The organism is Micromonospora sonneratiae (assembly GCF_042679305.1).
Classification (GTDB): Bacteria; Actinomycetota; Actinomycetes; order Mycobacteriales; family Micromonosporaceae; genus Micromonospora_H; species Micromonospora_H sonneratiae.
The window spans coordinates 80,853-94,594 of record NZ_JBHTMP010000009.1 but is presented as its reverse complement, the minus strand read 5'-3'; the positions used below and the strand labels follow the sequence as shown (position 1 = coordinate 94,594).

The following is a 13,742-nucleotide window of genomic DNA, read 5'->3' as shown; positions in this document are numbered from 1 at the left end:
GAGACCATCACTCGGCGCGCCACCGCAACGGCAGTAGTGGCTCCGCCCACGGAACGCCGAGGTCGTCGTCGAAGTCGTCGTAGAGGCCGATAACGGAGTTCGGATAGAGCACGAGCCGGTCGACGGGGACGTCGACTGGGGCGATCCGCAGCCGGCCAGCGTTCTCGACGACCGCGTACAGGCGATAGGTCGGTCCCAGTCCTGGCGTTCCGGCCTCGATCTCGAGATATCGCCTCCCGTCCTCGTCGACGTTGACGGAGGCCGGAAGCCTCTCGATCCGTTTCGTGCTGTCGTCAAGTAGCGGTGCACTGAGATACGCCGGCTGATCTGGACCCGGGCTGACCGTGACGGCGATGCCGTGTTCCCCGTGGACGAGTCGGATGGTCTTCCCATCGGGCGCAACCCAGGTGCCCGTCCATGACGTCGGCCACCCCTCGATACGCTCCACCCCTGTATTCTCCGACATCCCATGACCTGCGTGCCCTACACCAGTACGGACTTCGCAGATGAACGTGGGCGGCAGCTTGATGCGGGGACTCTCCCGGGTGACGATCCGCCAACCGGTGGCATCCACCACCAAACCAGGTACCGCAACCCGTCTGTGACGAGCTCGGTGCTTCGCGGTGTAGGTCCTGTGTATGTCGCGTCTGAACACTGCGCGTATGACCAAACTACTCAGTAGGCGGCCCATGGTGTGGGCCATGACCACGTTGACCGCGACCACCCTCATCGTCGCCGGGATGGCTCTTCCCGCCCAGGCCGCCAGCGTCAACGGCAAGGTGATGACGGCGGACGGCGGCAGCGTCCCGGTTCGCTCCGGACCCAATGACAAGTGGACCATCATGGAGCGGAGAGACAGCGGCTCGACCGTCAACATCCTGTGCAAGACCACCGGCAGTACCCAGACCGGCTACTACGGTACGACCTCGACCTGGTACATGATAGGCGCCGGCGGTTTCATGACCGCCGCGCGCGTGAAGGCGGTCTCGACCCCGCCGAACTGCACCTACGTGGGTGACCCGCCGCGCGACAACCCCCGGGCCGTGAACGGCGCGATCAACTGGGCGTTCGAGCGGCTCGGGTCCACCGCGCACGAGGGCCTGTGCTTGGCATTTGTCCGCCAGGCGTACGGTTGGAGCAGCTCCGGTTGGGCGACCGCGGAGATCGGTGGGGACTGGATCCAGAGTCACGGCTACATGAAGAGCGGGGTACCGCCGCGTGGCGCCGTGGTGTGGTACCACAACTCGTCCGGTACGGGACACGTGATGATCAGCCTCGGCGAGGGCAAGGTGATCGGTACTTCCGTCTCCGGCAAGGTAGGCATCGCAAACTACACCTACCGCAGCGGGTTGCGTGGCTGGAGCAAGCCGTACTTCCCGGCCGCCGGCTGATTTCTTTCACTGCTTCGAGGCCACGGCGATCCCGCGGACACCTACTGTCCGCGGGATCGCGTCGTCGTGCTCTGGACCGGCCGACCGCCGCCCCATAACATCCACGTTCTATGATGCCCAGTTCGGCGCAGGTCACGTTCAGGGTGCTTGGTCCGCTGTCGGTGGCGGACGCGAAAGGGAACGAGGTCGCGCTGGGTGGTCGCATGCCGCGGTTGCTCCTGGCGACGCTGCTGTTGCACCCGAACCAGGCGGTCCACACGGATGTGCTCGTCGATGTCCTGTGGCCCGAGTCCCCTCCGCGGTCGGCGATCGCCAATCTCCGTACCTATGTGTCGCGGTTGCGATCCACCGTTGCGGTGGTCGCTCCCGACGGGCCGCGCGTGGACCTACTCACCCGACCAGGCGGCTACCTGCTCGAGATGGATGTCGACCAGCTCGACCTGACCCGCTTCGAGCGCTTGGCCCAGCTAGCGCAGCAGGCCCGGCAGTCTCACGATGCGGCCACCGCCCTGGGGCACGCGCAGGCGGCCCTCGCCCTGTGGCGAGGTCGCCTGCTGGAGGACCTTCCGCAGGGCGTCGTCTGGACTTCCACTGCCTTTCGGCTTGCCGCGCTCCGGGATGAACTGGTCGAGCTGTCGGCCGACGCTCGTGTCGAGACCGGGCGCTACCAGGAGGCGATCGTCGAGTTGCGTGGTCTGCTTGCGTCGGACCCGCTACATGAGGGGTGGTGGCGTGGTCTGGTACTGGCACTGCACGGCAGCGGCCGTACCGCGGAGGCACTGCGTGTCTATGGTGAGGCGCGCCGGGTGTTGGCCACCGAACTGGGAGTGGAACCGGGCCCACGACTGCGCCAGGCACTCACCGTCGTACTGGGCGATCGCGACACTGCCAGTGTCTGCCAACTCCCCATGGATGTCGTGGACTTCACGGGCCGGACCGAGCTGGTGAGCGACCTGGTGTCGTACCTGGGGTCGGCCACCGAGCGACCACATGTGGTGGCACTGTGCGGCTCACCCGGTGCCGGCAAGTCGGCGCTGGCCATCCGGATTGGTCATGAGCTACGAGAGGCGTTTCCGGACGGTCAGCTCTACGTCGAGCTGCAGGGCACCGCTGGGCCGGTACGGGATCCTGCCATGGTGCTGGCCGAGCTGCTCGAGGTCCTCGGTGTGGCAAGCAACGCCATCCCTGCCACATTTCCGTCCCGGTCAGCGCTGTTCCGGTCCAAACTGGCCTCCCGACGCATGCTCGTCGTGCTCGACGACGCAGCCAACGTGAGCCAGGTACGACCGCTGCTGCCTGGCGCGGGAGGCTGTGCGGTGCTCATCACCAGCCGCGCCCGCATGCCCGAACTGAGCGGGGTGAGGATGGTCGACGTAACGAGACTGCCCGGCCAGGAGGCACGACAGCTGTTTGCGAGGCTGCTGGGCGCGGACCGGTTGGACGCTCCGACAGGCGGCACCGACGAGATTCTGGACGCGTGCGGTCATCTTCCGCTGGCCATAAGGATCGCGGCGGCACGGCTGAAGGAACATTCGGACTGGACACCGGCGAGTCTGGCCAAGCGATTGGGCAATGAACGCCATCGCCTTGATGAGTTGCGCGTGGGCGACCTGGACGTGCGGGCCAGCATCACGCTCAGCTATCGCCTGCTCCCGGCCGCCGTAGCGACCGCGTTCCGTCGGCTCGGGCAACTCGGCGCGGTGACGGTTCCCGGCTGGGTGTTGCGTGTGCTACGGGGTGGTCTCGATTCCGACGACCCGGTCGAGGTGATGGTGAATGCCAACCTTCTGCAACGGGTCGGTGCCGACAAGCTGGGGCAATCCAGGTACCAACTGCACGACCTGCTGCGCTCCTACGCCAGGGAGCAGGGTGAGGAGGACCCCGCAGAGGAAACCCTGGCGGCCCTACGTCGCACTTTCGATGCCTGGCTGGCCCTGGTGTCGCTGGCCGGGCGGCATCTGCCGGCGCGGTTCTTCGGGGTGCAGCCGCGCACGATCGGGCCGGAATCGCCACGGTGGCCCTCGGCCATCGAACCAGCGCTGGCCGAGAGGGTCGTCGCAGATCCGGTGGCCTGGTTCGACTGCGAGCGAGCGAACCTGCTGGCCGCCGTGGAGATCGCCGAATCCGCAGGGTTGGACGAACACGCATGGCGGATCGCTGCCAGTCTCGCGCCGTACATCGATCTTTGCGGGCACTACGACGACTGGGTGCGCAGCCACGAGTGCGCCCTTAGATCCGCACGGCGTGTCGGCGACTCCTGGGCGGAAGCGGTCCTGCTGCGCAATCTCGGTCAGGCGTACCTGTTCCTGGACCGCTACCCGGAAGCGGCGGCGGCCTTCGCCACCGCACGGGAACTCTTCGTGCGGTCCGGAGACCTGAAGGGGGAAGCGGTGGTGCTCTGCGGGCAGGGGGCGGTACACCGGGTCGGCGGCCGGTTGGCACCGGCGCTGGCAGCCCAACGGCAGGCCCTGCGCCTCTTCCGGTCGGTCGGGGACTTCGATGGAGAGGCAGTGGTCAGTATTGCGATTGGCCGGATCTGCTTGGCCCGTGACCGGGTCGAAATGGCCTGGCATTGGTTCACCAACGCCTATGAGCTCGCGTCGGAACTCGGCGACCAGCATCGCCAGGCACAAGCGCTGCACCGGCTGGCCATGATGCATGCCAGACAGAGTAGGCACGAGGAGGCGTTGGCTCTCATCAAACAGGCGTTACAGATGCTCGAAGAGATCGGTGACGCGCACTGTGCTGCGTACGTCCGGCAAAGTTACGGCGAGGTGTATCTGGAGCGCGGGAACATCGCCCACGCACGCGCCCTGCTAGCCCGATCCATGCACGTCCAGGAGCAGCTTGGAGACCGATTGGCGGCTGCCAACATCGCAACCCTGCTGGGGGCGCGGCAGGGGGCCCGGGACGACAGGGAAGCAGGGCAGTTGCCAGACCGAGAGGTTCCCAGCCCAGGTGCCCCCGACCGGACCCGCGCTGATCGGTTGGCATCTGTACCTGCCGGTGCCGTGGACCGTCGGTCGGAACCAGTACCGTGATGCCGGGCATCCCGGCTCGCATCGCCGGTCCAGGTGTGCCCAGCCGTCAGTCCTCGACGACTCGGACGTCCTTCCAGAAGGCGACCCGGTCCCGGACCTGTTCGGCCGCCGGCAATGGGTCCGGGTAGTACCAGACGGCATCCGGGCTCTGCCGTCCAGCGTGTTCGAGCGTGTAGTAGGACGCGGTGCCCTTCCACGGACAGAGCGTGTTCGTGGCGGACTCGCGTAGGACGTCGCTGCGCAGCGACGCACGGGGAAAGTAGTGATTGCCCTCGACCACAACCGTGTCGTCGCTCTCGGCGAGCACGAGGTCGTTCCAGATGGCTTTCGGCATGCTGTCAGCGTAGGTCCCACGGGCGCGGGATAACCAGATAAGCTGCGACGAACGTCGATGCGTCGGGGGTGTTCGGAGAAACCTCGAACGATCCCGTACGACCTCGATCAGCCAAAGCCTTCCGCTGCGGCACCTTACCGGCGAGGCTTGGGTTGTGGGTCGGCACGGGGCAACCCACGGAGGACGGAGAAGCTGATGAGCGGCGTCTGCCCGAGCGGACGCGGGCCGTCGGTAGTACCTGGTAGCCACTGCTAGCAGGTACGCCGGGGCGGGCGTATGTGGCCACTGTCGCGTATGCCGCCCCGGCGTCCACCTTCGACCCCCGAATCGCGCAGAAGGCGGGGCGACGGGGCAGGTTAGGGTCAGGATCGCCGGGCACAGGATTGCCGGACACCAGCGGATCCGACTCGAAGGACGACATCATCAGCATTCAGCAACTCGCCGGACGGGTCTGGCTGTTTCCCCACGACCCGGACCCCGGCAACATCCGGGGGAGCGTCGCGATCATCGCGGACGACCGGGGAAGCGTGATCGTCGACGCTGGTCACAGTCCGGCGCACGCCCGCGAGATCCAGTCGGCGATGGCGGCTGCGGGACTACCCGCCGCCAGTTGGCTGGTCTACACCCACCACCACTGGGACCACACCTGGGGCGCCTGCGCCTGGCCGGACGTGGAGATCGTCGGGCACGTCGCCGGCCGGGAGATCCTCCAGAACGAGGCAGCCCGGCCATGGAGCCATCGCTACCTACGCGACGAGGTCCGGGCGAACCCCCGGCTGGGACCGAGCTTCCGGGCTCGTGCCCTGGCCATGGACACGTGGGACGGCTTCACCATCCGGCCGCCACAGCGCGTCTTCACCGACGAACTCACCCTGCCCACCGGCGTACGGCTGCGGCACGTCGGCGGTGCGCACGCTCCCGACTCGACGGTCGTCCTGGTGCCCGACTCGGCCGTCGCGCTGCTCGGTGACTGTTTCTACCCGCCGCCGGCGCACCTGCGTGCTCCCGACGACGGTCCGGACCTCGCGATGCTGGGTGGCCTGGTCAGCGGCGACTACGAGTGGTACGTCGACAGCCACGACGACCCCTGGACCCGGGAACAGGCAGTGGCCAACGGGCTGGTGTGACGACCGGCAGCGCTGCGCACCGCCGACGCGGCCGGGGCCGGTGCCTGCCCAGCCGCCACCGGGGTCGCGTCAGTCGTCGCCGGCCAGTTCGCCGAGCGGGATCGGCTGCGCGATCGGTCGGCCGGCATAGGCGGCAAGGTCCGCCCCGGTCACCGTACGGCCCGCCTCATGGGCGGTGAGGCAGGCCGTGGCGTAGCCGCACATCCGCCCCTGGCACCAGCCCATCCCGGTACGGGTCATCAGCTTCGCGCCCCGACCGTCGATCACGGACCCGTCCCGTCCCGCCTGCCGTACCCGGCCGACCGGCACCTCCTCGCATCGGCAGAGCAGCGTGTCGTCCCGGCACCACTGCGGCCAGCCCGCCGGTACGGGGTGGACCGCGGCCAGCACCGAGGCGAACCGGCGCAGCGTTCGCCGCCGCAGCAGCAGGCGGGAGAGCCGGCCAGTCGACCAGGGAGTCCGGTGGCCGAACGTGCCCGCCACGGCGGCTCCGGCGAGCTGCCCCTCGACCAGCGCCAGTGCGGCACCGCCCACACCGGTGACCTCGCCGGCCGCGTACACATCGGGAACCGAGGTCGCCTGTGCCGCGTCGACCGCCACCACCAGGTTGCCGTCGGCGTCCAGCCGGGTCTCGCAGCCGAGCGCCACGGCCAGCTCCAACTGCGGTACGAAGCCGAAGCCGACCGCCAGCCCGTCACACTCCACCTCGTACCCGGTTCCGGCCACCACGCCACCGTCGTCGACCCTGGCGACGGTGACCCCGGTCAGCTGGTCGGTGCCGTGCGCGGCCACCACCGCCGTACGGGGGCGGTAGGGAATCCGGTGCCGGAGCAGCGCCGCGCCGTATCCGGCGGCCTCGGTGAGTTTGCCCAACGCACCCGGGACCGAGGACAGGTGCCGCAGGTAGGCGGCCGGATCGTTGGCTTCGTACACCCCGACGACCGTGCTGCCGGCGGCGGCCAGGCTGGTTGCGACGGGCAGCAGGAACGGGCCGGTGCCGGCGACCACGACCCGCTGCGCGAACCGTACCCCCTGGCCCTTGAGCAGGGCCTGCGCGCCGCCGGCGGTGACCACACCCGGCAGGTCCCAGCCGGGGAACGGCACCACGCGGTCGTGCGCGCCGGTGGCGATGACCAGGCGACGGCCTTCCACCACCCCGTTGCGGGTGTGCACCGCGAACCCGGGCTCGACGAACCAGACCGCCGCGTCGTGGTGGTGGTCCACCCTGGCGAGGCCGGCGCGCAGCCGGGTGAACGTCGACCAGTCGTGGTGCTCCCGGCCGTCCGCGTCGGCCCGGTGCCGCCAGTACTGCCCGCCGGGCCGGGGCGCGGCGTCCAGCAGCGCCACCCGGCAGCCGGCCTGTGCCGAGGTCACCGCCGCCGCCATCCCGGCCGGACCGGCACCGATCACCACCACGTCGTACGTCATCACACTTCCGTCCCGTCCTGGGAGTCCACCACGTCGCCGGGGTTCGCGACGACCAGGCAGGCCCGTTGCCCGGGCACCCCGTTCACCCGGACCAGACAGTCGAAGCAGACCCCGATCCCGCAGAACACGCCCCGGGGACGCCCCTGGAACCGGGTGGTACGCCAGGAGCGGATGCCGGCGTCGAGCAGCGCGGCGGCGATGGACCGCTGGCCGTCGGTGGTAATCCGACGACCGTCGAAGAGGAAGTGCGGACCGTCAGACAGGGACTGCTGATCATCAGGCAGGAGTTGCCGATCGTCAGACGTGGGCATCGAAGCGCTCCGGGGCGAAGGGGCGTAGGTCCAGGTCGGGTGCCTGCCCGGTCAACAGGCCGGCGATCGAGTGGCCGGTGACCGGTGCCAGCCCGATGCCCGCACCCTCGTGCCCGCAGGCGTGGTACAGGCCGGGCACCCTTCGGTCCGCGCCGATGACCGGCAGGTGATCGGGGGTGTAGGGCCGGAACCCACGGTAGGCCCGGATCGTCGAGGCGGTGGCGAGGACCGGGAAGAGTCGGACCGCTCCGGCGGCGAGCTGGCGTAGCGCCGGTAGGGACATCGTGGCGTCGAACCCGACCCGTTCGCGGCTGGAGCCGATCAGGATGGTCCCCGCCGGGGTGCCCTCGACGACCGGCGAGATCTCCAGGTCGGCCGAGTCCCGGCCCACGTTGGCCACGTAGCCGGCGGCGTAGACCTTGTGCCGTACCAGGGCCGGCAGCGCCTCGGTGACCAGGATGAACCCCCGCCGGGGCAGGACCGGCAGCCGTACCCCGGCCAGCTCGGCGAGGTTACCGGACCACACCCCGGCGGCGTTGACCACCGCCGGGGTGTGGATGAGTCCTCGATCGGTGACCACCGCCCGGATCCGGTCACCCGGATCGCGGCGCAGTCCGGTGACCGTGGTCGCGGTCGACACCCGCGCCCCGCTGGCCCGCAGCAGCCGGGCGGCGGCCAGCATCGGCTGGACCTGCATGTCCTGCGGATAGAACGCCCCGCCGGCCAGATCCCGGGCCAGGTGGGGTTCGTAGCCGGCGAGTTCGTCGGCGGCCACGTCGACGACGTCCACTCCGGCCGCGCGTTGGCGTACGGCCAGCGCCGCCAGCCCCGCCTGCTCCGGTGGCGAGGCGGTCACCACCAGACCCCCCTTGGGCTCCAGTTCGATCTGCTGGCGCCCGAGCATGTCGCCGAGTTCCCGCCACAGCTGGACCGAACGCTGGGCCAGCGTCAGCTCCGGGCCGGGCGGTTTGTCGGAGACGAGGATGTTGCCCTCGCCGGCCCCGGTGGTGCCGCCGGCCACTCCCGCCCGCTCGACGACGATGACGGACAGGCCCGCCCGCGTCGCGTAGTAGGCACAGGCCGCACCGACCATCCCGGCGCCGACGACGACGACATCCGCGCTGGCATCGCTCACGACGAGGCGATCCGGTGCATCCAAGCCTCGACGTCGTCGGCCCGCCGGGGAAGCGCGTCGGAGAGCATCCGGTACCCGTCGTCGGTGATCAGGATGTCCTCCTCGATCCGGAATCCCATTCCACGCAGCTCAGCCGGGATGAGTTCGTCGTCGGGCTGGAAGTAGATCCCCGGCTCGACGGTCAGGACATGGCCGGCGACCAGCCGTCCGTCGAGGTAGTTGCTGGCCCGGGCCGCCCCGCAGTCGTGTACGTCGAGACCGAGCATGTGCCCCGATCCGCACAGGGTCCACCGCCGGTAGAGGCCGGAATCCTCGGCCAACGCCTCCTCGACCGAACAGGGCAGTACGCCCAGATCCGCCAGGCCCTGTGCCAGCACCCCCATCGCCGCCTGGTGGAACGCCCGGTAATCCGTACCGGGACGTAGACAGGCCAGGGCGGCGTCGTTGGCCCGGCGGGACAACTCGTACAGGTCCCGTTGCAGCGGGGTGAACCGTCCCGAGATCGGCAGCACCCGGGTGATGTCGGCGGTGTAGAGGCTCCGGGTCTCCACCCCCGCGTCCAGCAGCAGGAGGTCACCGTCGCGGACCGGGCCGTCGTTCTCGATCCAGTGCAGCGTCGCCGCGTGCGCGCCGGCCGCGATGATCGAGTGGTAGCCCACGTCGTTGCCCTCGAGCCGGGCCCGGTGCCAGAACACCCCCTCCAGGTAGCGTTCGGACGTGCGCTTCGCCTGCGGCAACGCCCGTACGACGTCCTCGAAGCCCCGGGTGGTGATCGCGACGGCCTCTTCCAGTTGGGCGATCTCCCACTCGTCCTTGACCAGCCGCAACTCGGCCAACACGGCGGCGAACTCGGCGTCGGCGTGGTCGTCGGAGAAGGCCGGCAGCAGCGTGTCGACGTGCTGGTCGACACCGCGCAGTACCCGGGTCGGGGTGTTTCCCGCGAGCGCCTTGGGCAGTTCGGCGATGTGCCGGGTGGGCAGGTCCAGCCGGCGGGAGTTCTCGCCCAGGGTCGGTCGCCGCCCGGCCCACAGCTCGCCGTACCTGCGGTCGCGGAAGAACTCCCCGGTGTGGCGGTCGGAGCGGGGCCGCATGAAGAGGGTGGCCCCGCCGTCCGGCTCGATCACGAGTACGCCGTCGGAGGTCTGGTCACCGGTGGCCCAGGTGTACGCCGAGTGCGGCCGGAACCGGTAGTCCTGGTCGTTGGAGCGTTGCTTGAAACCACCGGACGGTACGACCAGCCGCTGTCCGGGGAAGGCCTCGTGCAGGCGTCGACGCCGCTGGGGAGTCCACCGGGCGACCTCGTCGGCCGGTAGGTCGTGTAGCTCGGTGTCCGCCCAGCCGGTCCGCATGAACTCCTCGAGTGCGGGGCTGACGGGCAGGTCGTGGCTGCCGGTGTGCAGTTCGGGATGGTTCACCGAAGTCTCCTCTCAGGTCGCGCTGGGTGGTGCGGCCAGGGTGATGGTGCGGGTGGAGGTGTAGAAGTCCAGGGCGGTCAGCCCCTGCTCCCGGGGGCCGATGCTGGATGCCTTCTCCCCACCGAACGGCGCGTAGAAGTCCACGCCGGTGGAGGGGGCGTTGACCCGGACCAGGCCGGTGTCGACACCCCGTGCGACGTGCAGCAACTCCCCGATGTCCCGCCCGTGGACCGAGGTGACCAGACCGTACGGCACGCCGTTGGCCAGCTCGACGGCGGTGGCGGCGTCCGGGGCGCGCAGGACCAGCGCGAACGGCCCGAAGGTCTCCTCCTGGGCCAGTGGATGGGTGGGGTCGATCCGGTCGACCACCACCGGACCGACGTGGTAGCCCTCGGACCGGCCGGACCCGTCGGCGGGGATCCGTCCGCCGGCCGGGGTGAGGATCCGTCCGCCGGCGGTCCGGGCCGTTTCGACGGCGTCGCGCACCCGGGACCGGGCGGCGGCGTTGATGACCGGCCCGATGGTGACCGCCGGATCGGCCGGGTCGCCGACGTTCATTGACCGTACGGCGGCCACCAGCGCCTCGGTGAACCGGTCGGCGTCCCCGACGACGATGACCCGGCGGGTGGCGGTGCACTTCTGCCCGGCGTAGCCCATGGCCGCGCCGGCCAGCATCACCGCTGTCTGTTCGATGTCGGCGTCGGGTAGCACGATGGCCGCGTTCTGCCCGCCCATCTCGGCCTGCACCGCGATCCCCCGACCGGTGGCGGCGACCGCGACCTGCCGGCCCACGGCCGCGCTTCCGGTGAAGGAGAGCACGTCACCGACCTCGACGACCGCCCGCCCGGTGTCGGCACCCCCGGGTACGACGCGTACCAGCCCGTCGGGCACCAGCCCGGTGAAGAGCCGTTCGACGGCCTGGCCGCAGCCGATCGCGTCCGGGGACGGCTTGAGCAGTACGGCGTTGCCGGCCGCCAGCGCCGGTGCCGCCTTCCACAGCGGGATCGCCAGCGGGAAGTTCCAGGGGGTGATCAATCCGGCGACACCGTGCGGGCGGCGCTCGGTGTAGAGCAGGCCGGCCTGGCTGGCCGGCAGCGAGGGCGGGAGGAGTTCGCCGACGGGTGTGAAACTGGACTGCGCGTAGTAGTCCAGGATCGCGATGCTGCGGGCCACCTCGCCCCGGGCTTCGCCGACCGGTTTTCCGACCTCCCGTACGACGAGGTCGGTCAGCTCGTCGGCGTGTTCGCGCAGCCGGTCGGCGACGGCCCGCAGGGCGGCTGCCCGTGTTGCCGCGCCCTGCCGCCACCACAGTGCCTGTGCCGCTCGGGCCTGGTCGGCCAGGGCGGTGACGTCGGCGGGGGAGACGACCTTCGCCTCGGCGACGATCTCGTCCGGTCGCTGCGGTGACCGGCTGACCAGTAGTTCGCTCACAGTAGGAATCCAGCCGGGAACGGGTCCGTCGGGTCGAGGAGGTGCTGCCCGGTGGCGGTCACCCAGGCCCGCCCGGTGATCGTGGGCAGTACCGCCTCGTGGCCACCGACCGTGGTGGTGCCGACGAGGCGACCGATGAAGTGGGTGCCGAGGAACGACTCGTTGACGAAGTCGGTGTCCAGGTCGAGTTGACCCCGGGCGTGCAGTTGGGCCATTCGGGCGGACGTTCCGGTGCCGCACGGGGACCGGTCGAACCAGCCGGGGTGGATCACCATGGCGTGCCGGGACAGCCGCGCGTCGGAGCCTTCCTCGGCGAGGTAGACGTGGTGACAGCCGAAGATGTCGTCCTGTTCCGGGTGTTTCGGCGGGTCGGTCGCGTTGATGGCCGACATGATGGCCAGACCCGTGTCCAGCAACTGCTGCTTGGCGTTGCGGTCCAGGCGCATGCCGAGTTCGGCCAGTTCCACGATGGCGTAGAAGTTGCCGCCGTAGGCGAGGTCGTAGCGGACCGGGCCGAGCCCGGGGACCTCGACCTGGGCGTCGAGTGCGACGGAGAAGGACGGCACGTTGTGCAGGGTGACGGACCGGGCCGCGCCGTTCTCCACGGCCACCGACGCCACCACCAGCCCGGCCGGGGTGTCCAGTCGTACGGTGGTGACCGGCTCGGTGACCTCGACCATGCCGGTCTCGACCAGGACGGTGGCCACCCCGATGGTGCCGTGGCCGCACATTGGCAGGTAGCCGGAGACCTCGATGAACAGCACACCGTAGTCGGCGTCGGGTCGGGTGGGCGGTTGCAGGATGGCCCCGGACATTGCGGAGTGTCCGCGCGGCTCGAACATCAGCAGGCCACGCAGGTGGTCCGAGTGGGTGGCGAAGTGCTGACGACGTTCGGCCATGGTGGCACCGGGGATGGTGCCGATGCCGCCGGTCACGACGCGGGTCGGCATCCCCTCGGTGTGCGAGTCGACGACGTGGATGACCCGGTTCGTACGCATCACTCGTCCTCCAGTGGAAGCGGCTGGTCAGCCACCGCGAGGGCCCGGAGGGTGGCTTCCCGGATCGCGGTGGCCACGGGTGGTGTCAGCGGCTGCCGGGGTGGCCGGCAGGGACCACCGGGTCGTCCGGCGACGTCCATGGACAGCTTGATCGCCTGGACGAACTCGGTGCGGGAGTCCCAGCGCAGCAACGGATGCAGCAACCGGTAGAGCGGCAGGGCGGTGGCCAGGTCACCGGCCAGCGCGGCCCGGTAGAGCTGGACGCACTGGGTGGGGATGGCGTTGGGGAAGCCGCCGATCCAGCCGACCGCGCCGGCGACGACCAGTTCGAGGGTGACGTCGTCGGCCCCGGCCAGCAGGTCGAGCCCGGGAGCCAGTTCGTTGATCTCGTACGCCCGGCGCGGGTCGCCGCTGAACTCCTTGACCGCGACGATGAGCCCCTCGTCGTACAGTTGCTGCAACAGGGGCGGGGTGAGGTCCACCCGGGTGTCGATGGGGTTGTTGTACGCCACGATCGGCAGACCGACCTTGGCGACCGCCCGGTAGTGGGCCAGCACGGCGGCCTCGTCGGCACGGTAGACCGTGGGCGGTAGCAGCATGACGGCCGGACAACCGGCTTCGGCGGCCTGTTCGGTCCAGCGTTGTGCCTCGTCGGTGCCGTACGCCGCCACCCCGGGGATGACGGCGAAACCATCGGGTGCCGCGTCGACCGCCGCACGCACCACGGCTGTCCGTTCGGCGGCGGTCAGCACCTGGTATTCGCCGAGCGAGCCGTTCGGGACCACGCCGTCACAGCCGCTGTCCGCCAACCAACGGACATGGTCGGAGTAGGCGTCGAGGTCGACGCCGAGATCGGATGGGTGTAGCGGCAGCGTGGTCGCGACCAGGACGCCGCGCCAGGGGATGGTTTCCACTCGACCTCCAGTAAAATATTACATAGCACAGTAGCATGGGTTCGTTTCATCGATCAATGCATCTGGATGACCTCGCTGGTAGGAGCCTCGTCGATCCGACGTGAACCTGTCGAGCCGCCGCCAGCCTGTCGAGCTGCCCCGTTCACGCCTCCGGCTGTCCGCCACAGGCGTCTCACCAACGGCCTCGGCGACGATCGGGGATCTGGCGCGGCATTCC

At 69.9% G+C, this 13,742-nt stretch carries 12 protein-coding genes; 3 read left to right on the top strand and 9 right to left on the bottom strand.

All coding sequences use genetic code 11. The annotated features are described in order from the left end of the window. Window positions 1-7 precede the first annotated feature (7 nt). Entirely contained in the window at window positions 8-448 is a 441-nt protein-coding gene (locus tag ACFQ4H_RS08285; RefSeq protein WP_377568858.1) for a hypothetical protein, read from the bottom strand. Window positions 449-701: 253 nt separating this feature from the next. Between ACFQ4H_RS08285 and ACFQ4H_RS08280 the strand changes: the two genes are divergently transcribed. Both ACFQ4H_RS08280 and ACFQ4H_RS08275 read left to right on the top strand, forming a co-directional pair. Beyond that, window positions 702-1,391 carry a hypothetical protein gene (locus tag ACFQ4H_RS08280; RefSeq protein WP_377568856.1) on the top strand — a complete coding sequence of 230 codons (690 nt, stop codon included), beginning with the start codon at window positions 702-704 and terminating at the stop codon, window positions 1,389-1,391. 203 nt (window positions 1,392-1,594) lie between these two features. Then, a complete protein-coding gene (locus ACFQ4H_RS08275) occupies window positions 1,595-4,432 on the top strand; it encodes an AfsR/SARP family transcriptional regulator (protein WP_377568853.1) in 2,838 nt (945 codons plus the stop codon). 46 nt (window positions 4,433-4,478) lie between these two features. Here the strand turns inward: ACFQ4H_RS08275 and ACFQ4H_RS08270 are convergent, their stop codons facing one another. Then, complete coding sequence (locus ACFQ4H_RS08270; protein ID WP_377568851.1) at window positions 4,479-4,766, bottom strand: DUF427 domain-containing protein; 288 nt, start codon at window positions 4,764-4,766, stop codon at window positions 4,479-4,481. Window positions 4,767-5,149: 383 nt separating this feature from the next. Between ACFQ4H_RS08270 and ACFQ4H_RS08265 the strand changes: the two genes are divergently transcribed. Further along, window positions 5,150-5,893 (top strand): MBL fold metallo-hydrolase, encoded by a 744-nt coding sequence (locus tag ACFQ4H_RS08265; protein ID WP_377568848.1) that lies wholly within the window; start codon window positions 5,150-5,152, stop codon window positions 5,891-5,893. A 69-nt stretch (window positions 5,894-5,962) separates the two neighbouring features. On the opposite strand, the gene ACFQ4H_RS08260 is transcribed toward ACFQ4H_RS08265, so the two are convergent. From ACFQ4H_RS08260 to ACFQ4H_RS08230, 7 genes are all read right to left on the bottom strand, one after another. Beyond that, the gene (locus ACFQ4H_RS08260; protein WP_377568845.1) at window positions 5,963-7,321 is read right to left on the bottom strand and encodes an FAD/NAD(P)-dependent oxidoreductase; all 1,359 of its coding nucleotides are present in this window, start codon (window positions 7,319-7,321) and stop codon (window positions 5,963-5,965) included. Then, window positions 7,321-7,632 carry a (2Fe-2S)-binding protein gene (locus ACFQ4H_RS08255; RefSeq protein WP_377568843.1) on the bottom strand — a complete coding sequence of 104 codons (312 nt, stop codon included), beginning with the start codon at window positions 7,630-7,632 and terminating at the stop codon, window positions 7,321-7,323. Before ACFQ4H_RS08255 ends, ACFQ4H_RS08260 begins: the two co-directional genes overlap by 1 nt. Continuing rightward, window positions 7,619-8,767 carry an NAD(P)/FAD-dependent oxidoreductase gene (locus ACFQ4H_RS08250; RefSeq protein WP_377568840.1) on the bottom strand — a complete coding sequence of 383 codons (1,149 nt, stop codon included), beginning with the start codon at window positions 8,765-8,767 and terminating at the stop codon, window positions 7,619-7,621. The genes ACFQ4H_RS08255 and ACFQ4H_RS08250 overlap by 14 nt, the downstream gene beginning before the upstream one ends. Continuing rightward, window positions 8,764-10,116 carry an aminopeptidase P family protein gene (locus ACFQ4H_RS08245; RefSeq protein ID WP_377569019.1) on the bottom strand — a complete coding sequence of 451 codons (1,353 nt, stop codon included), beginning with the start codon at window positions 10,114-10,116 and terminating at the stop codon, window positions 8,764-8,766. The genes ACFQ4H_RS08250 and ACFQ4H_RS08245 overlap by 4 nt, the downstream gene beginning before the upstream one ends. Before the next feature lie 78 nt (window positions 10,117-10,194). Then, complete coding sequence (locus ACFQ4H_RS08240; protein WP_377568837.1) at window positions 10,195-11,613, bottom strand: aldehyde dehydrogenase family protein; 1,419 nt, start codon at window positions 11,611-11,613, stop codon at window positions 10,195-10,197. Beyond that, window positions 11,610-12,611 (bottom strand): proline racemase family protein, encoded by a 1,002-nt coding sequence (locus ACFQ4H_RS08235; RefSeq protein ID WP_377568834.1) that lies wholly within the window; start codon window positions 12,609-12,611, stop codon window positions 11,610-11,612. Before ACFQ4H_RS08235 ends, ACFQ4H_RS08240 begins: the two co-directional genes overlap by 4 nt. Beyond that, entirely contained in the window at window positions 12,611-13,525 is a 915-nt protein-coding gene (locus ACFQ4H_RS08230) for a dihydrodipicolinate synthase family protein (protein ID WP_377568832.1), read from the bottom strand. The genes ACFQ4H_RS08235 and ACFQ4H_RS08230 overlap by 1 nt, the downstream gene beginning before the upstream one ends. Window positions 13,526-13,742 lie beyond the last annotated feature (217 nt).